Genomic DNA, 20,918 nt, shown 5'->3' on the forward strand with positions numbered 1-20,918 from the left:
GCTGAAGCCCCGGGTCGTGGGTGGAGGTACTGCCGGTCGATCAGGTGGTGCGGTGGGTGGTGCGGGTGCCCACTTCCCGGCCCAGGGCGACGCCGAGGCCGATCATGCCGATGGCAAGGATGAGGTGGAGCCAGTCGTCGGCGGTGTTCAGCGGGACGAAGTTCGCCGAGCTGGTCTCGTCGATGACCAGGCCGTAGATCCACAGCACGGCGTACACGACGCCGCCGCCGATCAGGTAGGCCCGGGCACCGCGGAAGGTGCGGGCCAGCGCCAGACCGACCACACCGAACAGCAGGTGCACGATGTTGTGCAGCACCGAGACCTGGAAGATGCCGAGCAGCATCGCATCGGAGTGGTGCCCGGCGAAGCTCATCGTGTCGTAGTTCGTGGTGATCCCGGGGATGAAGCCCAGGACACCCACCAACAGGAAGACCACTGCCACCGCGGTAGCGGCCTTTTGGAGTGTCGTGGCAGTCATGCTGCCCGTTCCGGTGTCAGCCATTGTGCGTGTTTCCCTCCGCGACTCCCAGCCGCAAGATGCTGCTGGCGTGGCCGGCCGGGCGGCCGGTCACGACCTCGCGGTACCCCCGAAATCGCCGGAATCACTCGATTCGGGGCCCTTTTTCAGACGTCTTGGTGGCAGGCCAGCCGCTGAGGGAGCTCGGAGCGTCCGGATTCGCGCCCTTGTGGACGCCGACGCCGAGGCGTTCGACCAGCTCGCCGCCCAGCCAGCCGGCGCCGCCGCTGAGCAGCAGCCCGACGAAGCCCAGGATGATGGCGACCCAGCCCGGATCCCAGCCGTCGTTGCCGTTGCGCACCAGCCAGCTGATCGCGAACAGGATCAGGACCACCACGTTGGTCAGGCCGTGCAGCGCACCGATCCGGCGGGCCCGGGTGCCTTTTGGCACCGCCAGCCAGTCCACCAGCCCGAACGCCCCGGCCACCACGCCGCCGATCAGCCCGGCCGCCATCGTGTACGCCGCCGCCACCGCGAAGCCCGGCCGGTCCGTGATCAGGTGCAACACGTCGAAGACCACGGCCGTGGACAGCAGCCCCAGTGGATAAACGATCAGGACCGGGTGAACACTGTGCCCGGCCACCTTCGCTCTGCTCTCCATCTCTCCTCCAGTCATGGATTCGTGACCTTCCGGTACCCCGCCCGACACGTACCGCGCATGGGCGGCGGCGCGGGGGGTACCGGTTGCCCCACGTCAACACTGGAGGACTCATGGGCGCCCCGATCTGGATTCTTGTGATGGTCATCGTGGCGGTGCTGGTCGGCTACCTCCTCTGGACCTTGTTCGCCGCGGGCCGGGGCGCCGTGGCCGCGGCCAAGTCGGTCGAAGGCAAGGCGGGCAACGAGACCGCCGCGCACAGCAGCGAGCGCACCGCGGACCGTTCCGTCGAGCACACCCCTCCCCCGGGCGCTGTCGACCAGACCCGCGACGAAGGCGCCCGCCAGTGGTCCGAGGAGCGCCAGGTCAACGAGCAGGGAATGGCCGAGGACCAGCCGGACCGGGACCGCCGGACCGAGTGATCGCAGGTATGTTCTCTGGGTGATCACCCCTGGCAGTCGTTATGTCTCATTGGGCAGTTCCTTCGCTGCCGGACCCGGAATCAAGCCCATCCTCGACAAGGCGGCGGGCCGGTCCGGGCGGAACTATCCGCACCTGGTCGCCGAGGCGCTCGACCTGCACCTGACCGACGTCACGTACTCCGGCGCCACCACCGCGAACCTCCTGCGCGAACCGCAGGACCAAGCCCCTCCTCAGATCGATGCCGTCGGCCCCGACACGGCACTCGTGACGATCACTGCCGGGGGCAACGACCTCGACTACATCGGGACGTTCACCCGCGGCAGCAAGCTGAACACCCTCGCCAAACCGGCCACCCTGCTCGGCAAACGCGTCGCCAACCGGATCCGTGCCCGGGTCAGCTACCTGAAGGAGCAGGCCGAGTACGACGCCGTCGCCGACTCCCTTTTCGACGTGGTGACGGCGATCCAGAAGCGTGCTCCGCAGAGCCGGATCCTGCTGGTCGACTACCTGACGGTGGCCGGCCCGGCCACCCGGCCGCGGCTCGACGTACCGCTGAACGAGGAGCAACTGCCGAGCGTCGTGATGATGGCCGACGGCCTGGCCAAGGCGTTCGCGACCGCGGCCGAACGATCCGGCGTCGAACGGATCGCCGCTTCCACCGCGAGCAAGGATCACGCAGTCGGCTCCGCCGAACCGTGGACCACCGGCTTCTCGATCCTCCCCGGCCGCGGCGCGATCTACCACCCGACCGCCGCCGGCATGGCAGCCGTCGCCGACCTGATCGTCGCAAAACTCCGCAGCTGAACCTCCCGCCGTACCGCTGTCTACGGCGCCGGCTCGACGCCTGCGGGATGGATCTCGACGGCCTGGTTGAGCGGACGCCCGCCCGGGCCCGGAGTACGGGAGACGCGGGCCGCGATCTCGAACGCGCGCTCCTCGGAGGCGACGTCCACGACCCAGTAGCCGGCCAGCACCTCCTTGGTCTCGCTGAACGGCCCGTCGGTGATGATCGGCTCGCCGTCGTCCTGGGTGCGCAGCGTCTTCATCTCGTCAGGCCCCGACAGCCCGCGCACCTCGAGCAACTCCCCCGCCTCCTGCAGTTCCCGGTTGAGAACCCGCATGTACTCGACCATCACCCTGACGTCCTCGGGCGACCAGGTCTTGGCCATGTCGTCCCAACCCCGCTTGTTCGACTGCATCAGCAGCATGTACTTCATCAGGTCCACCCCTTCTCGTCCGTCCCCATACCGGGGTCGCTCAGCAGCAACGTCGGAGCCGAACTTCCGTTCTCGACACGGGGCCCTAGAGCCACTGCTGACGAGACGCCTGTACTCCGAGCTGGAACCTGGTCTGGGCGCCCAGCGCCTCCTGCAGCCGGCTGATCCGGCGAGCGATGGTCCGCTCGCTGAGTCCGAACTCCCGCGCGATCGACTCGTCGGTCAGGCCCGCGCTCAGGTAGGTCAGCAGCCGCTTGGTCTCGAGCGACGGTGCTCCGATCGAGTCGCTGGTCTCGGTGCCGCTGGTGATCGGGACCGCCATCCGCCAGAACGCGTCGAACAACCCGACCAGGCCGGTGAGGAAAGGAGAGTGGTGCACCACCATCGCCGCGGTACTGGCGATCTCGCCGACCGGCGTCCGCGCGGAGAGCAGGGCCCAGCGGTCATCGACGATGGTCAGGTTCAGCGGCACCTGCGGGAAGACCCGCGCCTGCTCCCCCGCGTCCGCGCACAGCTGCACCATCCGCAACGCGGTCGGGGACTGCAAGACCTGGGTCCCGTAGATCACCTCGTACGTCACGCCGCGGCCGAGCGCGTCGAACAACCCGTCCACGATCTGGTGGTCCGGCGAGGCCAGATTGCCCACGGTCATCGCCCGGACCTGGAGCTGCGCGTCGACCTGCACGTGGTTGAGCACTGCCCGGGCGGTCTCGGCGGAGGGCAGCAACTCGACGTACGTCTGCTGCCCGACGCCGGCCGTCCACAGATCGGAGAGCAAGGCAGCGCACTCCCGCGCGAGGTCGACCTCACGCGTATGCCGCTGGGCGAGCGCCTCCATCGCCAGGTGCGGCGGCCGCGGCATCACCTTGTCGTCGGCACGGTCCACCAGTCCGACCGCCGCCAGCTCCGCCAGCGGGTCGTCCACCGAACCGCTACCCGCCGTGAGCTCGTGGATGCTCAGCGCACCGCGCTTCATCAGGTCGAGGTAGATCGCCTCGGCCTCGGCTGAGACGCCCAGCGCGCGGAGTTGGTGCATTCCTCCTGTCTATCAGCTGTTTCCCGCACGGTCAGCCTCCGCCATAACGTGGTCCAGCGACGACGCTTCCTCGGCTCGGACCGGTACCCGCCGGGGGCCGCTCCCCGGCCGGTCACCTCGTGGCGTACGTCCTCGGCGACCAGGTTGAGCGTGACCATCAAGTTCAGCGGTTCCATCGTTCCCGGCTTTCTGTATCGGTGAGTGCCTTCACCGGAACGTCGGAGCCATCAGCCGGGTCTTGACATTCAGTCCTGTTCGGTCGAGAGGACGAGCGCGCGGAGCAACTCGGTGAGATGGTCCTGATCAGCGGCCGGCAGCCGGCCGACCAGGTCCACCTCGACCTGAAGGCGCTGCGCGGGCTACTGCTGCCGGGCTGAGGCGCTGACTGCCGGAGGTCTACGGTCCTTGGGGTAGACAGGGCCCGACTGGTTCGTATCGCGCCTTTGACCAGTTGCTGGTCGGCCTTCTCGGGTTACTGATCGTTTCAGAATGAAGCGTGCAGCCGGGCGGCTGTCAGTTGTCGAGGCGTTCAAGGATCTTTGTGAACTCGCCGTTCTCGATAAGACCGGTGAGGACCTGGGTCATGCTGCTGATGCCGGCATCGCGGACGGTGAGCCCGTCCGAGCACCAGAAGTAGCGGCCTGCGAGGGCTTCCCCGCTGGCGGTCCATCGTTTCATGAGGATCTCGACCTAGGCGAGGGTGATGATGGTCGCGCTCCACCGGGAGCCGTCCTTGAGGTCCACGAAGACGTCGACGTTGTCCACGGCACCCAGGTCCTCGCCGGCATTCGGCAGGAACGCGGCCCCGAACTGCTCTGTTTGGACGCGGCACCAGGGTCCGTCCCAGCTGCCAGACGTTGTGCTGTGGCTCATCGGGTGACTGTGTGCCGGGCCGACTCGCCCTCCTCAACCGCTTTGTCCTGGCACGCTCCCGGCGTGAGTCCTGTGGGTCCGCGGCATCGTCCCGAAGATCGCCCGACGCGGCGCCCCGCACGGCTCCGGCCTGGGCAAGCCCGTGGGGTGGTAGAGAACCTTCACGTGGCTGCACCAGTTCAAGCGCCTACGCATCCGCTACGAGATACGCTCCGACCTCCACCAGGGACTCCTCCAACTCGCCTGCACCATCATCTGCTTGAGGCGGCTACGCATCGCACTCTGAAACGATCAGCTAGTCAGACTGGTCGGCGTCGTCAAGCTGGCGTGCATCGTTGAGGTGGCCTGCATCGTTGAGGTGGCCTGCATCGTTGAGGTTGCCGGCGTGGTCGGGGCATCGTCCCAGGGGTCGATGCGTGCGGCTTCCTCCGCGGTGATCCAGCGGGCGTCGGTGTCCCATGCCCAGGCGTGGGTAGGGCTGGTGTCTGGTGGCCGGTACTTGGTGCGGGGAACGTGGTCTGGGCTGGCCCAGTCGGGTCGGGTCACTCGGACGGCACCGTCGACGATCTGGATGTTCCAGTGGCCGGCGTGCAGGTCGATGTGGTGGCGTTTGCAGAGCAGGACGAGATTGGAGACGCAGGTGGTGCCGCCGTCGATCCAGCTGATCAGGTGATGGGCCTCGCAGTGGATGGGTGGGGCGCCGCAGACGACGCAGCCTTTGTCGCGGACGTTGAGAGCCTGGCGCATCGGGCCGGTGACGAAACGGATGGTCAGGCCCATATCCAGCGGCTGTGACTTGGAACCCAGCACGACCGGGAGCACCTTGGCGTCACAGGCCATCCGCCGCACCGCGGCCGCCGACAAACCGTCGCCGTACACCAACTCACCGACCGCGTCCGCGGTGGCGGACTTCAGGGCGTCAAAGTCGATGGTGACGGTGATCTGCGCCTTCGGGCCGTGGCCGGGGATGAGGGCGGGAGGTGCCGTGGCTTCAGCTGCCGTCGAGCTGCCGCCTGGCGTCCGCAGTGAGGTGAGGGCATCGGCCTGGCGCTTGGTGCGGGACCGGGGATCGGGCTCGCCGTCGATCGTCTTGTGGGGCTTCGCGCCGGCGTGGATGAGGGCCCTGAACAGCTCGGCGTTCTCGTTGGCCAGGTAGCCGTGGAACCTCACTCCGTTGTCTGCGTTGACCAGGGCGAGGGATTCGCGCCCGTAGGCCTTCTGCTCGGCGGGTTCGGGGCCGTCGGTATCGAGGAGGTCGCGGATGCGTTTGCCTGCTCGGCGAAGGTCGCGCGGGCTGAAGGTGCGCGCGAGTTTCACCAACTGCTGCTCGGCGGCGCGTACGTCGTCGCCCGGCACGGTGGTCGGTACCGCTTCGAGCGCGGTGATGATCGCGTCTGCCTGGGCGGGATGCATCAGCACTTGTTCGCTGTCCTCCTCGCCGGCTGGGTCGGGGAGGGCTGCGGAGACGTCCGGGTACTTGGCAAGGGCTTTGGCCAGACGGACGTCGCGGTGGGCTTCGATGGGGTCGAGGCGGTGGCGCATGGTCAGGAGGCGGGCGGTGTCGCCGGCGCCGATGTTCTTGGCGTGACCGGACGAGTCCAGGTCGGCGATGAGGTGCAAGGAGTACGTCTTCAGGCGAGCGATCTCGGCATGCACCGCGTCGAGAGTCGACAGCTTCTCGCTGTCGCTCATCGACCACGCCGGCCGCTCGCCCAAGTACTCCATACGACAACCCTAGAGATCGCCACCGACAGTTTCGGGCCGGAATTTCCTTGTTCGCGAGGAATGTCAGCATCTTGTCGGACCCATCCGATCGGGCCAACTTGTCCACAACAGATCAAAGTTGTGGACAACGAATCTGGCTCTCCGACCCGTTGCGTGGTCCAGCGGCCGCGGAGCGGTGCTCGATAGCAGCCGAGGTGAGCATGGCGAAGACGATCAGGCAGTTGCGGCGTTCTGCCAGGTGAGAAGAGCCACGAGACCCGGCTCCTCCACCGCCCGGTGAGGTGGCGGGTCCACCTCCAGGGACTGTCGCGAGATCATCCTCGAGGAGGTGCGCCACCATCACGCCACCTCGCCGAGGGCCATCCAAAGGTTCTGATCATTGCTCGCCTCCACAGCGCTGGTACTACAGCCGGAGTTCGTGATTTCGGCGTGCGTTCGCCCGGACCGCCACCACTCCTCAAGCTCGGCTGGTTGCCTGCGGCTGAGCGCGCGCAAGCGCGCTATCGGGTGGAAACGCAGGTTGGTGAGTGATGGCGGTCCGGGCCAACCGGCCAGCATCACAAACTCCGGCTGCAGCACTAGGCTGGTCCCACCAGGTCACTCTCCCTTGGCTAGAGGCCCAAACCGCCACCCTCCTCGACCAACCCACCAGCTGAAGCAGGCAGCCAGCACACCCCTCCTCTTCTTCTGTCTCTCTTCTTCTGTCTTTCTGTTCTTCTGGGTGGTTCAGGCTGATTCTCGGGGGACGAGGTGGGGGTCGAAGATTACTGAGGTGGGGCGGAGGGTGGGGTCCTCCATGTGGGTGAGGAGGATGCGGGCCATCTCGGCCGCCATTTCCTCTACCGGTTGGGCGACGGTGGTGAGTTGGGGGCGGGTGAAGTGGGCGGGTTCGCTGTCGTCGAAGCCGACCACCGCGACGTCGGTGGGGACGGCGCGGTGGTGGTCATGGAGGACTTGGAGGGCGCCGGCGGCCATCAGGTCGTTGGCGGCGAAGACGCCGTCGAGGTCGGGGTGGGCGGCGAGGAGTTCGGTCATCGCCAGTTCGCCGCTCTCCCGGGTGAAGTTGCCCTTGGCAACGGGAACGTATGCCTGGCCGTGCCGCGCCATCGCCTGCCGGAAGCCGTTCAGCCGACCCTGCGCCGCCGGCACGTCGCTGGGCCCGGCGATGGTGACTACTCGCCGGCACCCGCGGCTGACCAGGCGGTCCGCGGCGAGGGAGGCGCCCAGTTCATGCGCCAGATCGACGTAGCTGATCGGCACATCCTGACCGGGTCGCGCGAAGAGAACAGCGGGAATGCCTGCGTCGACGAACAGACCCGGCAACGTGTCGTCAGAGTGAGTGGAGACCAGCAGCGCGCCGTCGGCCTTGCCCTGACGTACGTAGCTCACTGCATCCGCCCGGGCGGCGTCGGAATCCGCGAGCACCAGCGTCGGGTGCACCTTGCGCGGCAAAAGACTTCGCACCACCCCTGACGTCACCCGGCCGAAGAACGGGTCGCCCAGCACCTGCTCCGCCGAGCCGTCCGAGCCCGAGATGATCAACGCGATCGCGCCGGCCTTGCGGGTGACCAAGCTCCGGGCGACGGTGTTCGGGATGTAGCCGGTCGACTGCACGGCCGCTTGCACCTTCGAGCGCATCTTCTCGTCGACCGACTCGACCCCGTTGATGACCCGCGAGGCGGTGGCGCGCGACACCCCCGCGACCCGGGCGACATCCACCAGGGTCGGAGGCCGATTGCTCTTCATGGCATCGGATCGTAGCTGCGTCAACGCGTTCCCCCTCGTGGTTCATCCACAGGTACGGCGACCCGGAGGCCGCCGTACCTCCAGCGATCAGCGCTTGTAGACGCCGAACTCGTACAGCGAATAGCCGAAGCCGGTCCCCCGCTGGGTCCCGGTCAGCCGGACGTAGCGACCGGAGCCGGTCAGCGCCAGGTCGTCGACATCGCCGTTGCCGTCGGCCGTGCTGTAGAGCGGCCTCCAGGTGTTGCCGTCGTCGGACGCCTCGATCCGGTACGACCGTGCGAACGCGCCCTCCCAGATCAGCTGGACCCGGTCGAACGACGTCACCGCGCCGAGATCCACCTGCACCCACTGCGGATCTGACCAGTCGCTCGCCCACCGAGTGGTGTTGTTGCCATCCGTCACGTTCGACGGCGGGTACGGCGCACCGTTCCCGACCTGCTGGTACGACGACGCCGTCGCGGGCTTGCCGCGAGCCACGTTCATACCCTCCACCGGCGGAGCCACCACGCGGAAGGACCTGGTCTCGATCCCGACGTTGCTCTTGCCGTCACGGACGTAGTCGTACAGCTTCCAGACGCCAAGGCGCTGCGGCACGGTCACGATGAACGGCCCGGTCCCGCTCGACGGAGTACCGACCAGTGCGCCGCTTCCGTCGATGTACTTGCCGCCGACCTTGAACTCGTGGGTCAGCGGGTCGCCGTCCGGATCAGTCGCGCTGACGTTGACGGTGATGGTCCCGCCCGCCGGGACGTCCGTAGTACGGCTCAGCGTCATGTTGGTGATGACCGGCGCGGTGTTGCCGCCCGAGGGTCCGCCGTAGGCCTGGCGGACGGCGTAGTACGAGAGCCGCTTCTCGCCGCCGGGGGTCAGGTTGAACCACACGGCGCCGAAGTCGTTCTCGGTGCCGTAGTGGAACAGCGTGGCACCCAGCGCGACTCCCGCGTGGGCGGTGATGCAGTTCCAGGCCTCGAGGTACCCGTCGCGCTTCTGGAGGTCCGTCGGCTCGGTCGGTACTCCGTTGGTGTCGTTCGGCACCTCCCACTCGCCGGCCGGCCCGCCCTCGGTCAGGATGTACGGCTTGGTGTAGCCGCCGTTGATCCAGTCCTGCTTGACCTGGCAGACATGGCCGTACGAGTTGACCGCGAGCAGGTCCAGGTCAGGCGTGTACTGCTTGTAATACGGCCAGGCGCCGGTCCACGCGTCGGTCGAGGTGACGGGGTGGTTCGGGTCGATCGCGTGGATCGCCTTGGTCGCGTCGTTCACGAAGGTGGCGTACGCGATCCGCTGCTGCTCGAGCTCCGCGCCGGAGTAGCAGTTCTGCATGCCGAGCACGGACTCGTTGCCGACGTTCCACATCAGCACGCCCTGGTTGTCCTTGTACTCCGTGGTCCAGCGGCGGATCTCCGCGAGCATGTTCGTCTTGTACGTCGTATCGGTCAGGTAGTTCACACAGCCGCCACTGCCGGGTCCACCACCAGGTTGGAGCCAGAAGCCCGCGATCACGCGCATTCCGTTGGCGGCAGCTGCGTCGAACAGCGGCTTGGAGCTGGTGTCCGTGCCCCACGTGCGGACAGTGTTGACGCCGATCGACTTGAGCTCGGGCAGCCGTGCTCCAGCCTCCGAGGCCGGTGGCCCCCAGGTCAGACCCTTCACCACGTACGGCGCGTCGTTGACGAGCAGCTGCCAGTTCCCCTGGCTACCGGCGATTCGTACCGTGCCGGTACCGGGCTGCGGCCCCTCGTTGCCGGGCGTGCCGTGCACCTCGAACTCCCACAGCGAGTAGCCGTAGCCGCCGACGCGCTTGGTGCCGTAGAGCCGGACGTAACGGCCATTCCCGTTCACAGCAAGGGTTTCGGTGCCGCCGCTACCGGTGGTCGTGCTGTAGATCGGGTTCCAGTCCTGGGCGTTGCTGGACACCTCGATGCGGTAAGTGGTCGCGTACGCCGCCTCCCAGCGCAGTACGACCTGGCTGATGGCGGCGGCCGAGCCTAGGTCTATCTGGATCCACTGGGGGTCCTGGAAGACGCTGGACCACCTGGTGTTCAGGTTGCCGTCGACCGCGGCGCTGGCCGGCGTACCGGCGCCTTCCGACGAGGAGGCCGTCACCGGACGCCCCTGGGACAGCAGGGTTGCCGCTTGGGCGGGTTGAGCCAGTAGAACGACGTTGCCGAGCAGCACTGTGGCTGCCGCGACGGCGGCGGCGAGCGCCGTACGGCCGCGGCGTCTGCGCCGGGACGGCTGCAGGCGGACGCGACGGGTCGCGAAGTCCATCGGGTACTCCTTCGCTGGGTGCGGAGAGCAGGGGCGGATGACTCAGAGAGCGCTCTCTCGCGGTCTGATGGTTACGGCTGCGCCACCTGCTTGTCAACGCCTCGTCACGCTCAGCCGGTTCCGGAACCGTGGACCTCTTGACACTCGGAGGGCGCCGATCGACGCTGTCTCAGAGAGCGCTCTCCCGCGATGTGTCCCACCGCGGGCTGCCCATCCATCACCCCGCGGAATCCCCCGACAGGAGGAGATCCGTGTTCAGAAGAAGAAAAGCCCTGTCCGCCGGCGGCCTGGCCGCCCTCACCATCGCCGCCCTGCTGACCGCCGTCACCGGACCATCGGCGCAGGCCGACGACCTCGTCACGCACCACGAGTTCCAGGTGAACTGCACGGTCCATCACCGTGCCAACGACGACCCGATCGTGTTCCCGAACATGCCGGGCGCCTCGCACGAGCACAGTTTCGTCGGCAACACCACGACGAACGCCGCCAGCACGCTCAACTCTCTGATGGCTCCCGGCCCGGGTGCCAGCACCTGCCTCAACCCCGACGACCTCTCGGCGTACTGGTGGCCGACGATGTTCCGGGGCAACGACCCGATCATCCAGACCTGGCACCAGACCATCTACTACAAGTCGGGCATCCTGCGGTACCAGGACGTCCGTCCGTTCCCGCCGGGCATCCGGTTCGTCGTCGGTAGCCCGACAGCGACGCAGGACGCCTTCCGTACCGCGCCCGGCGCGGTCGAGGGCTGGGAGTGCGGCGACAGCTTCCACAACTGGGACTTCCCGGCGAACTGCCCACTCGGGACCCAGGTCAACATCCGCTACCAGGCCCCGAGTTGCTGGGACGGCGTCAACCTGGACTCCGCCGATCACAAGAGCCACATGGCCTACCCGGTCAACGGCGTCTGTCCCGCGAGCCACCCGTCACCGTTGCCGATGCTCGAGTTCAAGATCGCGTTCCCTGCCGACGGCGACATGGCAGGGATCCGGTTGGCGAGCGGCCGCGGCTATTCCTGGCACTACGACTTCTTCAACGCCTGGGACCCGCCGACGCTGGCGGCCCTGGTGAGCCACTGCATCAACGGCGGTCTCCAGTGCAACTCCCGCGGCTTCGACCTCTACAAGCCGGAGCGCGGCCAGATCCTCGGCGACAACTACCGGCTCCCCGGTAGGCCGACGATCTGACAGGTACTCGAGGTGCCGGGACCGGGCAGAGTCCCGGCACCTCGAATTCTCAGGAGGAGAACGCCGCGTCGAACGACGCGGTGGGCGGGTCGAAGGCGAGCGAGCGGACGAACTGCAGGGCCTCGGGCGCGCCGACCAGGCGGTCCATGCCGGCGTCCTCCCACTCGACCGAGATCGGGCCGGTGTAGCCGATCGTGTTGAGCATCCGGAAGCACGCCTCCCACGGGACGTCGCCGTGCCCGGTCGAGACGAAGTCCCAGCCGCGGCGCGGGTCGCCCCAGGCCAGGTGCGAGCCCATCCGGCCGTTGCGGCCGTTGCCGACCTGACGCTTCGCGTCCTTGCAGTCGACGTGGTAGATCCGGTCCTTGAAGTCCCACAGGAACCCGACCGGGTCGAGGTCCTGCCAGACGAAGTGGCTCGGGTCCCAGTTGAGCCCGAACGCCTCGCGGTGCCCGATCGCCTCCAGCGTCGCCGTGGTCGACCAGTAGTCGTAGGCGATCTCGGACGGGTGTACTTCGTGCGCGAACTTCACGCCGGCCTCGTCGAACACGTCCAGGATCGGGTTCCACCGGTCCGCGAAGTCGGCGTACCCGGCTTCGATCATCGACGTCGGAACCGGCGGGAACATCGCCACGGTCTTCCAGATCGACGAGCCGGTGAACCCGACCACCACGTCCACGCCGAGCCGGCGGGCGGCGCGGGCCGTCGTACCCATCTCCTCGGCCGCACGTCGGCGGACGCCCTCGGGGTCGCCGTCGCCCCAGATGTGGGCCGGGAGGATCGCCTGGTGCCGCTGGTCGATCGGGTCGTCGCAGACCGCCTGGCCGAGCAGGTGGTTCGAGATCGTCCAGACCTTCAGGTTGTACTTCTCCAGGATGTCCCGGCGGTTCCGTACGTAGCTGTCGTCCTCCGCGGCCTTGCGGACGTCGAGGTGGTCACCCCAGCAGGCGATCTCCAGCCCCTCGTACCCCCATTCGGACGCCAGCCGGGCCACCTCCTCGAACGGCAGGTCGGCCCACTGGCCGGTGAACAGGGTGATCGGTCGTGCCATGACGTTCCACTCCTTCTAGGCAAGGGAAAAAGCTGTGATGAAAGAGGCCGGTGGGTGGTGAGGAGAGTCGTTCGGTGCAGGGCTGCGGTTGGTGAGCGTTGAGGCGAAGACGGTGGGGCGGTCGCCTGCGTGAAGTGGGCGGTGGTGGGGCTGGGGTGGGGGTGTCCCCGGCGCCATGGCCGGAGCGCTGGTTGGGCGCCGGGGACGAGGACCGGCGGACCGGTCCCCCGTCAGCCGTGCGGAACCGCCCTCCCGGCCGTGGGGCGGGGCCGAACCACCCCGGCGGGACGGGAGCTCCTGCGCGCCTCTCCGCGTCGCGCAGGGTGCGGTTTCGCACGGTGACGATCATCGGGTCAGAGCCTCGACTTCAGGTCCTGGCCCACAGCTGTCAGCAGCGTCCGGGCCGGTACGTCGCGCACCGTCCGCGCCTTGGCCAGGTAGAGATCCAGGGCGATCGCGGCCACCTGCGGGCGACCACGGTTCTGCTGCTGTTCGGCCAGGCCGAGCTGCACCTTCATCACCGTGGCGGTTGCCAACGGCACCGTCCCGGCGACTCGATACCGCTCGACCAGCTTGATGGCTTCGGCGTACGTCGCGACGACGGTGAACGGCACCTTCGTCACCGACGCGTTGCCGGCCTTGTCCTTCGCCACCACGGCCAGCTCATGCGCACCGAGCCCGAGCGCGACGCCATCCAGCTTGCCGCCGGCCGGCACCGCCTTCCCGTCGACGGTGAGCGTCACCCCATCCACGCCGGAGAGCGCGTCCGTCGCCGTGGCCGCGACCGTGGCCGTGCTGGCGACGCCGAGCTCGGCGCCCGGCGCCAGACCGGTCACGACCGCCTTGGGAGCGGTCCGATCGATCTTCACCGAGATCGACTCCGGCGCCGACACGTTGCCCGCGGTGTCACTGGCCCGCACCTGGATGGTGTGGGTCCCGTCCGCCGCCAGGTTGATCGGCGTCGTGTACTCCGCCCAGTCGCCGTCGCCGACCTTCTGCTCGAGGTAGAGCTGACCCGGCAGGTTGTCCGTCGCCATCGCCGTCACGGCGACCGCGTCCGTCCACCAACCATTCGAACCCGACGGAGCGGACGGGTTCGCCGACAGGTTCACCTGCGGCGCCACCGTGTCCCGGACGAGCTTGAAGTAGTCGAACTTCGCCGTCTTCGAGGCGACCTGGTCGACCCCGAAGGCATAGATCCCGAAGCTCGCCGAGCTCAGCGCGCTGTTGGTGACGGCCGGCAGCGCCGTCCACGCCAACCCGTCCGCGCTGTACGACCCGGTGTACGTCGACCCGCTCTTGGCCAGCCGCAGATACCAGACACCCTGGGTAGGTGGCGGCGACGCGTTGGGAGCCGGCTGAACGATCGCGTTGTTGACCTCGCTGCGCAGCTCGATCCCCCGGGTCACGGTGCCACCAGAGGCGTTCGTGGTGAGGAAGTCCAGCTTCACGTAGTTCGCGTCGTCGCCGTAGACCATCAGGCCGCCCTGCTGGTACGCCTCGTTGAACGCGGACCCGTCCACCTTGGTCTCGATCGTCCAGTCACCGTCGGGAGCCGGCTGCAGCAGCAGGTTCTTCGGGTTCGTGGCCGTGCCCTGGTAGATGTCGTCCTTGCTCGTGTCGATCTCGATCGCTCCGCCGGTCACCCGGTACGCCGTCGGGTCGGGCCGCACGCTGGCGGACCACCGGCAGGCGTCGAGCGCAGTACCGTCGAACTGGTCGTCCGGGGTCGGCACCTCGGCGGTGTCGTCCGGGGTGATGGTGAAGTAGTCGAACTGTGCGGCCAGCGGCAGTGCCTCGGTCCGGTTGGCCAGCCCGAACAGACCGATCCGGGGATTGGAGATCCCAGCCAACTGCTTGGTCTCGGGCATGTCGACGAACGTCGCCCCGTCAGCGCTGTACGACGCCCTGAGGTTCTCGCCGTTGCTGGTGAACCGCACCCACACGGTGTCCGGGTACGCCGCGCCCAGGTTGGCCGTGTTCGACGCGGCCACCTCGTTCGGCGTACCGGCTTCCTCGCGGATGAACTGGAAGATCCGGTCAGCCGCCGAGGGTGCGCCGGTCGAACGACCCTGCAGCACCATCTTCGCGTAGTTGTCGTCGTCGCCGTACACGATCAACCCGGCCTGCTGGTAGGCCAGCCGGGCCGGCATGGTCAGCTTCGCCGTCGCCTGCCAGGCACCTGCCGGCAGCGGCTGGAGCACGATGTTCGGCGTGTTCGTGTTGCCGGTTCCGTAGATGTCCGTCGCCGTCAACGGCAGCACCAGGTTGCCGTTGCTGACAGCAAGCTCCTGGTTGCCTCGGACAATGGAGCTCCAGCGGCCGGTGTTCACCGCGGTACCGTCGAAGCCGTCGGAACGGCCGGTCAGGCAGGTCGGCGGCGCGGTCGCGTCCACCTTCACCTGGACGTGCGACGTGCCCGCCGCGCCCCGGGAGTCGGTGACCGTGACAGTGGCGTCGTGGGTCCCGGAGGTCGTGTAGGTGTGGCTGACGGAAGCACCGGTCGCGGTCGCGCCGTCCCCGAAGCTCCAGGTGTAGGTCAGCGGCAGGTCACCTTCGGGATCGGTCGCCGTCGCCGTGAAGTCGACCTTCAGCGGCGCCTTGCCCTGCACCGGTGTCGCCGTGATGCTCACCGACGGGCGCTGGTTGTCCGTCACGCCCTTGCCGATGAACTTCACCCAGTTGACGTTCAGCTGCCCGGTCGTCTTGACGAAGTACAGCGGGCCGCTTGCCAACGTCGCACCACTCACGTCGGCGGTGAAGTTGGCATAGGTCTGCCAAGCCCCCGTCGGCGTCACCTGGATCGTCGCCACCACCGGTCCGTCGGTCGGCGAACCGGTCCGCACCTGCACGGTCGCACCGGCATCAGGTGAGGCAGCCCGCAGCTGGATCTGGTTGATCCCGGTCAGGTTGGTCGGCTTCCAGCCCCACCAGTCACCATCCTCGATGAATCCGATGTTCTTGCCGCCACCGGCGATGTCACCGGTGTCCTCGACCTGGACGCCGGGAGTCGCGCCCGGGCCACCGGTCTCGTCGTAGTACTCCGCCTCGCGGGTCTTCGGCTGCAGCTGGACCACCTTCTGGGTGGTGATCTTGCCCGTGCCCGGCGCGCCCTTGTCGGTGTAGGTGACGGTCACGATGCCGAAGATGTTGGCTCCGACATGGCCCTCGTCACCCGGCAACGGGAAGCTCCCCTCGCAGCCGCGGTACTGCTCGTAGCCGTGCGCGTGCTCGTCATGGCCGAGCGCCGGCTGCGTGATGACGTCGTCGCAGTCGACCGTGCCGTCCTCGGGATCGGTGACGGTGACCTTGTACTTCACCGTGTCGCCGAAGTCGAAGAACCCGCCGTCGACCGGCGCCTCCACGGTGATCGTCGGCGCGGTGTTCCCGGCCGTGATCGTGCGGTTGGAGACAGCTGTCCGGCCATCGCTGTCGGTCACGGTCAACCGGGCCGTGAAGACGCCCGCTGCCGTGTAGGTGTGCGAGGGCTTGGCCTCGGTGCTGTCCGTCGTGCCGTTGCCGTCGAAGTCCCACGCCAGCGTGATCGGCTGACCGTCCGGATCCCGCGACCCGGTCGAGTCGAAGGCGACCGTCAACGGAACCGGCCCGGACGTCTTGTCCGTCGTGAACTGCGCGATCGGCGCGCGATTGCCTTGTACGTAGTCGATCCGGTAGATGCCGGAGTCGGCGTTGTTGCCGCCGAACCCGCTCCCCCACTCGATCACGTAGAGCGCTCCGTCGGGCCCGAACTGCAGCGCGTGCGGCCGGATGAAGCTCAGCTTCTGTAGCATCCGGGACACGTCGGCGACCTTGGTCCGGTCGTCGTTCAGCTGCACCGAGAACAGCCGGCTGTCGTTCCAGTCGGCAAACACGGCCTTGCCGTCGAAGTACTTCGGCCACTTGCGGTCGGAGTCGCTGTCCGGGTTGAACTTGTAGGCGCCGCTCGTCATCGGCGCGCCGCTGCCGCCGATCTCCGGCGAGCCGGTCGTCGACTTGCCCATCCAGAGGCTGGCCGGGATTGCCGCCGGCAACTGGGTGATCCCGGTGTTGTTCGGCGAGTTGTTCACCGGCGCCGCACAGTTGAAGGCAGCGCCCGCCGCACCGGTCTCGAAGTTGTAGTCGTTGTACGGCGTGTTGTTGCCGACGCAGTACGGCCAGCCGTAGAAGCCCGGCTTCTCCAGGATGTCCCACTCGACCCGGCCGTCCGGACCGCGCGTCGGGGAGACCTGACCCGCGTCCGGTCCGTAGTCCGCCACGAACAGGTGGTTCGTAGCCGGGTCGATGCCGATCCGGAACGGGTTGCGGAAGCCCATCGCGTAGATCTCGGGCCGCGTCTTGGCGGTGCCGGCCGGGAACATGTTGCCCGCGGGGATCGTGTACGACCCGTCCGCCTCCGGGTGGATCTTCAGTACCTTGCCGTTCAGGTTGTTGCTGTTGGCGGAGCTGCGCTGGGAGTCCCAGGCGGACCGGCCGGTGCGCTCGTCCAGCGGCGAGTAGCCGTCGGAGTCGAACGGGTTGCTGTTGTCGCCGGTGGCGATGTAGAGGTTGCCGTCACCGTCGAACTCGAGCGCACCACCCGCGTGGCAGCACTGGTCCCGCTGGGTGTCGACCCGCAGTACCTGCTTCTCACTGGCGAGGTCGAGCGTGTCGCCGTTCACCTTGAACCGCGAGACCTTGTCGTGCGGGTCGGCGCCGGTCGGCGAGTAGTACAGGTAGAGGAAGCCGTTCTGCGCGAAGGCCGGGTCGAGCGCGATGCCGAGCAGCCCGAACTCCTGGCCGGTGTAGACGTTCAGGGTGCCGGCGGTCAGCACGCTGCCGTCGGTCTTGACGATCTTCACCGCGCCGTTGCGGTCGATGTAGAAGACCCGCCCGTCCTCGGCGATCGTCAACTCCATCGGGTTGGAGGTGTCGTCGTCCAGGGCGACCTTCTGGTAGCTGTCGCTCAGCGAAGCGCCACAGTCGGCCGGCAGTACGCCCGCGGCGGTCTTGATGCCGCCGAGCAGGTGCTTGCGGAAGACAGGATCGGCGAACGACTCGATCGTGTGCCCCATGCCCGTGTACCAGGCGCGGCCGCCGTCGTAGTCCTGGCACCACGCGATCGGGTGCTCCGGGCCCATGTTGCCGCCCGTGTACGACGTCTCGTCGAGCGAGGCCAGGACGTGCACGGCATCGCGCGGGTTGGAGCGGTAGTTGTACCACTCGTCCGTGCGGTTCCAGGTCGTCGGCGCCTCGGCGGTCGAGGGGTGTGCGTGGTCCTCCACCTTCACGTTGGCGTTCGGCGTACCGGGCGGGTGGCTGTCGAAGTAGCTCCCGACCAGCTTGCCGTACCAGGGCCACGCGTACTCCGTGTCGGAGGCCGCGTGCACCCCGGCGTAGCCGCCGCCGTTGCGGATGTACCGCTCGAAGGCTGCCTGCTGGTCGGCGTTCAGCACGTCACCGGTGGTCGACAACCAGATGACCACCTCGTACTTCGCCAGTTCGGCGTCGTTGAACATCGTCGAGTCCTCGGTCGCGGTGACCGTGAACCCATCCGCTGCCGCCAAGTCCTTGATCGCCTGGATCCCGGTCGGGATCGAGTCGTGCCGGAACCCGGCGGTCTTGCTGAACACCAACGCGTTGAACGTCTCGTCGCCGTGCCCCGGGTGGGCCTGGGCGGTGGTCGCGGTCAAAGGGATCGCCAGCGCGGCGATCAGGGCGAGCACGAGGGCACGGACCAAAGTCCCGTGCCTGCGTAGCTGGATCATCGGGAGCTCCTCATGGGTCGGATAAGGTGCGCGCTCCATGTGCCTCGGGCCGGGTGTCGTTCGAGCGCCAACGGCGCCCGAGGACATCCGACACGGGGCACGAGTCCCCGGGCGGGTCCCGGGATGTTCGGCCCTGGTACAGCTACTGCTTTCCCGTGCTCTGCCCTGCGCGGGATTGATCGCTCAGCGAACGCCGAGCAGGTGGTCCATCGCCAGCTGGTCGAGACGTTCGAAGCCGAGTCCGCGCTCGGCCAGCGCGTCCGGGTCGTACGTTGCCTTGCGCAACTCGTCGAGGCTCTCGCCGGCCCCCAGCGTCGGCTGCGCGAGCTCGGTCACGCGCGCCGCGGCGACCGCCTCGGCCACCTCCGGGTCGGCTCGGAACGCCTGCACCTTCTCCCGCAGGATCACGTAGTTCCGCATGCAACCGCGCGCGGTCTCCCAGACACCTTCGAGGTCCTCGGTCCGCGGCGGCTTGTAGTCGAAGTGCACGTAACCGTCGTAGCCCGGTCCGCCCGAAGACCCCTGCAGTACGTCGACCGTCCAGAACGCCTCACGCAGGTTGCCCGCACCGAAGCGCAGGTCCTGGTCGAACCGGGGGCCGTGCTGACCGTTCAGGTCGATGTGGAACAGCTTGCCGTGCCACAACGCCTGGGCGATCCCGTGCGCGTAGTTGAGCCCGGCCATCTGCTCGTGGCCGACCTCCGGGTTGATCCCGACGAGCTCGGGGTGCTCGAGGTCGTTGATGAAGGCGATCGCGTGCCCGATGCTCGGCAGCAGGATGTCGCCGCGCGGCTCGTTCGGCTTCGGCTCGAGCGCGAAGCGGATGTCGTAGCCCTGCTCCTGGACATAGCTGGTGAGCAGGTCCATGGACTCCTTGTACCGGTCCAGGGCCGCGTGCACGTCCTTGGAACCACCCGACTCCGAACCCTCGCGACCACCCCAGAGCACGTACGTCTTGGCCCCGAGCTCGGCGGCCAGATCGACGTTGCGGAGCACCTTCGCCAGCGCGTACCGGCGTACGTCGCGGTCGTTGGCGGTCAGGCCGCCGTCCTTGAAGACGGGGTGGCTGAACAGGTTGGTGGTCGCCATCTCGACGACCATGCCGGTGTCGGCCAGCGCCTTGGTGAACCGCTCGAGCACCTGCTGACGGCGGCTGTCGTCAGGGACCAGATCGTCGTCGTGGAACGAGATCGCCGCGGCGCCGAGCTCGGCCAGCTTCTCCACCGCCAGGACCGGGTCGAGCGGCGGGCGGACCGCGGTACCGAAAACGTCGACGCCCTCCCAGCCCACGGTCCACAGACCGAAGGAGAACTTGTCGTCCTTGGACGGGGTATATGAATTCACGAAGGAATCTCCTGCCATTGTCGGGAGGCCGAGCTGTCCTCGACCGCGGCCAGCACGCGCTGGACCTGCAGGCCGTCCGCGAACGAGGGCGCCGGGTCGGTGCCCTCGGCGATCGCGGTGACGAGATCGACCACTTGGTGGGTGAAACCGTGCTCGTAGCCGAGCAGGTGCCCCGGCGGCCACCAGGCGGCGACGTACGGGTGCACGGCCTCGGTCGCGAGGATCCGCCGGAAGCCGGCCGTGGCCGGGTCCTCGGTCGCGTCGTAGAAGTGGAGTTCGTTCATGTCCTCGAAGTCGAACGCGAGACTACCCTCGGAGCCGTTGATCTCCAGCCGGATCGCGTTCTTGCGGCCGGTGGCGAACCGGGTCGCCTCGAAGACGCCGAGCGCGCCGCTGCCGAACCGGGCCAGGAAGATCGCCGCGTCGTCGACCGTGACCGGACCACGCTCGGCGCCGGCCTCGCCCGACAGCCCACTGTGCGCGGCCGCCACCGGACGCTCCTTGACGAACGTCTCCAACTGACCGCTCACCTCCGCGATCCGGTCGCCGGTGATGTACTGCGTCAGGTCGACGATGTGTGCGCCGATGTCGCCGAGCGCGCCCGAGCCGGCCTTCTCCTTGTCCAGCCGCCACGACAGCGGCGCCTCCGGATCGGCGATCCAGTCCTGCAGGTACTGCGCCCGCACGTGGCGGATGGTGCCGAGCTTGCCCTCAGCAACCAGCTGCCGGGCCAGCCCGATGGCCGGCACCCGGCGGTAGGTGAACCCGACCATCGACCTGATCCCCTTGGCCGCCGCCTCGGCCGCCGCGGCAGCCATCTGCTCGGCCTCCGCGACGGTGTTGGCCAAGGGCTTCTCACACAGCACGTGCTTGCCGGCCCGCAACGCGGCGATCGCGATCTCGGCGTGGCTGTCCCCCGGCGTGCAGACGTCGATCAGTTGCACGTCGTCGCGGGTGAGCAGCTTGCGCCAGTCGGTCTCGGTCTCGTTCCAGCCGAGCTTGGTCGCGGCCGCCTCGACCGCCTCCGCGTTGCGACCGCACAGCACGGTCATCGCGGGATTCAGCGGCAGGTCGAAGAAGCGCGGCGCGCTGCGCCAAGCCTGTGAGTGGGCGGCACCCATGAAGGCGTACCCGATCAGGCCGATGCCCAGGTTCGTCATACGTTCTCTACTCCTTCAACTCAGCT

The 20,918-nt window shown here is 68.0% G+C and carries 16 protein-coding genes and 1 pseudogene; 4 read left to right on the forward strand and 13 right to left on the reverse strand.

Annotation, left to right across the window (positions count from 1 at the left end):
* Window positions 1-40 precede the first annotated feature (40 nt).
* The gene (locus ABD255_RS23260) at window positions 41-478 is read right to left on the reverse strand and encodes a DUF4383 domain-containing protein (RefSeq protein WP_344217350.1); all 438 of its coding nucleotides are present in this window, start codon (window positions 476-478) and stop codon (window positions 41-43) included.
* Between the two features lie 124 nt (window positions 479-602).
* Window positions 603-1,118, reverse strand: coding sequence for a DUF2231 domain-containing protein (locus tag ABD255_RS23265; protein WP_344217352.1), 516 nt, complete (start codon window positions 1,116-1,118; stop codon window positions 603-605).
* Between the two features lie 110 nt (window positions 1,119-1,228).
* Between ABD255_RS23265 and ABD255_RS23270 the strand changes: the two genes are divergently transcribed.
* Complete coding sequence (locus tag ABD255_RS23270) at window positions 1,229-1,537, forward strand: hypothetical protein (protein ID WP_344217354.1); 309 nt, start codon at window positions 1,229-1,231, stop codon at window positions 1,535-1,537.
* Window positions 1,538-1,556: 19 nt separating this feature from the next.
* The gene (locus ABD255_RS23275) at window positions 1,557-2,342 is read left to right on the forward strand and encodes an SGNH/GDSL hydrolase family protein (protein WP_344217356.1); all 786 of its coding nucleotides are present in this window, start codon (window positions 1,557-1,559) and stop codon (window positions 2,340-2,342) included.
* A 20-nt stretch (window positions 2,343-2,362) separates the two neighbouring features.
* Here ABD255_RS23275 and ABD255_RS23280 read toward each other — a convergent pair whose 3' ends face one another.
* From ABD255_RS23280 to ABD255_RS23295, 4 genes are all read right to left on the reverse strand, one after another.
* Complete coding sequence (locus ABD255_RS23280) at window positions 2,363-2,755, reverse strand: YciI family protein (RefSeq protein WP_344217358.1); 393 nt, start codon at window positions 2,753-2,755, stop codon at window positions 2,363-2,365.
* Window positions 2,756-2,840: 85 nt separating this feature from the next.
* Window positions 2,841-3,791: a LuxR C-terminal-related transcriptional regulator gene (locus ABD255_RS23285; protein WP_344217360.1), complete on the reverse strand. Its 951-nt coding sequence runs from the start codon at window positions 3,789-3,791 to the stop codon at window positions 2,841-2,843.
* A gap of 513 nt (window positions 3,792-4,304) precedes the next feature.
* A complete protein-coding gene (locus ABD255_RS23290; RefSeq protein WP_344217362.1) occupies window positions 4,305-4,469 on the reverse strand; it encodes a hypothetical protein in 165 nt (54 codons plus the stop codon).
* A gap of 12 nt (window positions 4,470-4,481) precedes the next feature.
* Window positions 4,482-4,664 carry a hypothetical protein gene (locus tag ABD255_RS23295; RefSeq protein ID WP_344217364.1) on the reverse strand — a complete coding sequence of 61 codons (183 nt, stop codon included), beginning with the start codon at window positions 4,662-4,664 and terminating at the stop codon, window positions 4,482-4,484.
* A 70-nt stretch (window positions 4,665-4,734) separates the two neighbouring features.
* Here ABD255_RS23295 and ABD255_RS23300 point away from each other — a divergent pair.
* Window positions 4,735-4,950 (forward strand): annotated as a pseudogene (locus tag ABD255_RS23300) (IS5/IS1182 family transposase); the annotation flags it as partial.
* Between the two features lie 5 nt (window positions 4,951-4,955).
* Here ABD255_RS23300 and ABD255_RS23305 read toward each other — a convergent pair.
* The 3 genes from ABD255_RS23305 to ABD255_RS23315 form a co-directional block, all read right to left on the reverse strand.
* On the reverse strand, window positions 4,956-6,389 hold the full coding sequence (locus ABD255_RS23305) for an HNH endonuclease signature motif containing protein (RefSeq protein ID WP_344217366.1): 1,434 nt from the start codon (window positions 6,387-6,389) through the stop codon (window positions 4,956-4,958).
* A 726-nt stretch (window positions 6,390-7,115) separates the two neighbouring features.
* The gene (locus ABD255_RS23310; RefSeq protein WP_344217368.1) at window positions 7,116-8,135 is read right to left on the reverse strand and encodes a LacI family DNA-binding transcriptional regulator; all 1,020 of its coding nucleotides are present in this window, start codon (window positions 8,133-8,135) and stop codon (window positions 7,116-7,118) included.
* An 87-nt stretch (window positions 8,136-8,222) separates the two neighbouring features.
* Window positions 8,223-10,406: a discoidin domain-containing protein gene (locus ABD255_RS23315; RefSeq protein ID WP_344217370.1), complete on the reverse strand. Its 2,184-nt coding sequence runs from the start codon at window positions 10,404-10,406 to the stop codon at window positions 8,223-8,225.
* 251 nt (window positions 10,407-10,657) lie between these two features.
* Here ABD255_RS23315 and ABD255_RS23320 point away from each other — a divergent pair, with 251 nt between their 5' ends.
* Window positions 10,658-11,593 (forward strand): DUF1996 domain-containing protein, encoded by a 936-nt coding sequence (locus ABD255_RS23320; protein ID WP_344217372.1) that lies wholly within the window; start codon window positions 10,658-10,660, stop codon window positions 11,591-11,593.
* A 49-nt stretch (window positions 11,594-11,642) separates the two neighbouring features.
* Here the strand turns inward: ABD255_RS23320 and ABD255_RS23325 are convergent, their stop codons facing one another.
* The 4 genes from ABD255_RS23325 to ABD255_RS23340 form a co-directional block, all read right to left on the reverse strand.
* A complete protein-coding gene (locus ABD255_RS23325; protein ID WP_344217374.1) occupies window positions 11,643-12,644 on the reverse strand; it encodes a sugar phosphate isomerase/epimerase family protein in 1,002 nt (333 codons plus the stop codon).
* 353 nt (window positions 12,645-12,997) lie between these two features.
* Window positions 12,998-18,388 carry a ThuA domain-containing protein gene (locus ABD255_RS23330; protein ID WP_344217376.1) on the reverse strand — a complete coding sequence of 1,797 codons (5,391 nt, stop codon included), beginning with the start codon at window positions 18,386-18,388 and terminating at the stop codon, window positions 12,998-13,000.
* A 183-nt stretch (window positions 18,389-18,571) separates the two neighbouring features.
* Window positions 18,572-19,732: a xylose isomerase gene (xylA, locus tag ABD255_RS23335; RefSeq protein ID WP_344217378.1), complete on the reverse strand. Its 1,161-nt coding sequence runs from the start codon at window positions 19,730-19,732 to the stop codon at window positions 18,572-18,574.
* Window positions 19,729-20,892: a Gfo/Idh/MocA family protein gene (locus tag ABD255_RS23340; RefSeq protein ID WP_344217380.1), complete on the reverse strand. Its 1,164-nt coding sequence runs from the start codon at window positions 20,890-20,892 to the stop codon at window positions 19,729-19,731. The genes xylA and ABD255_RS23340 overlap by 4 nt, the downstream gene beginning before the upstream one ends.
* Window positions 20,893-20,918 lie beyond the last annotated feature (26 nt).

The sequence above is a fragment of the Kribbella sancticallisti genome (assembly GCF_039530625.1).
Classification (GTDB): Bacteria; Actinomycetota; Actinomycetes; order Propionibacteriales; family Kribbellaceae; genus Kribbella; species Kribbella sancticallisti.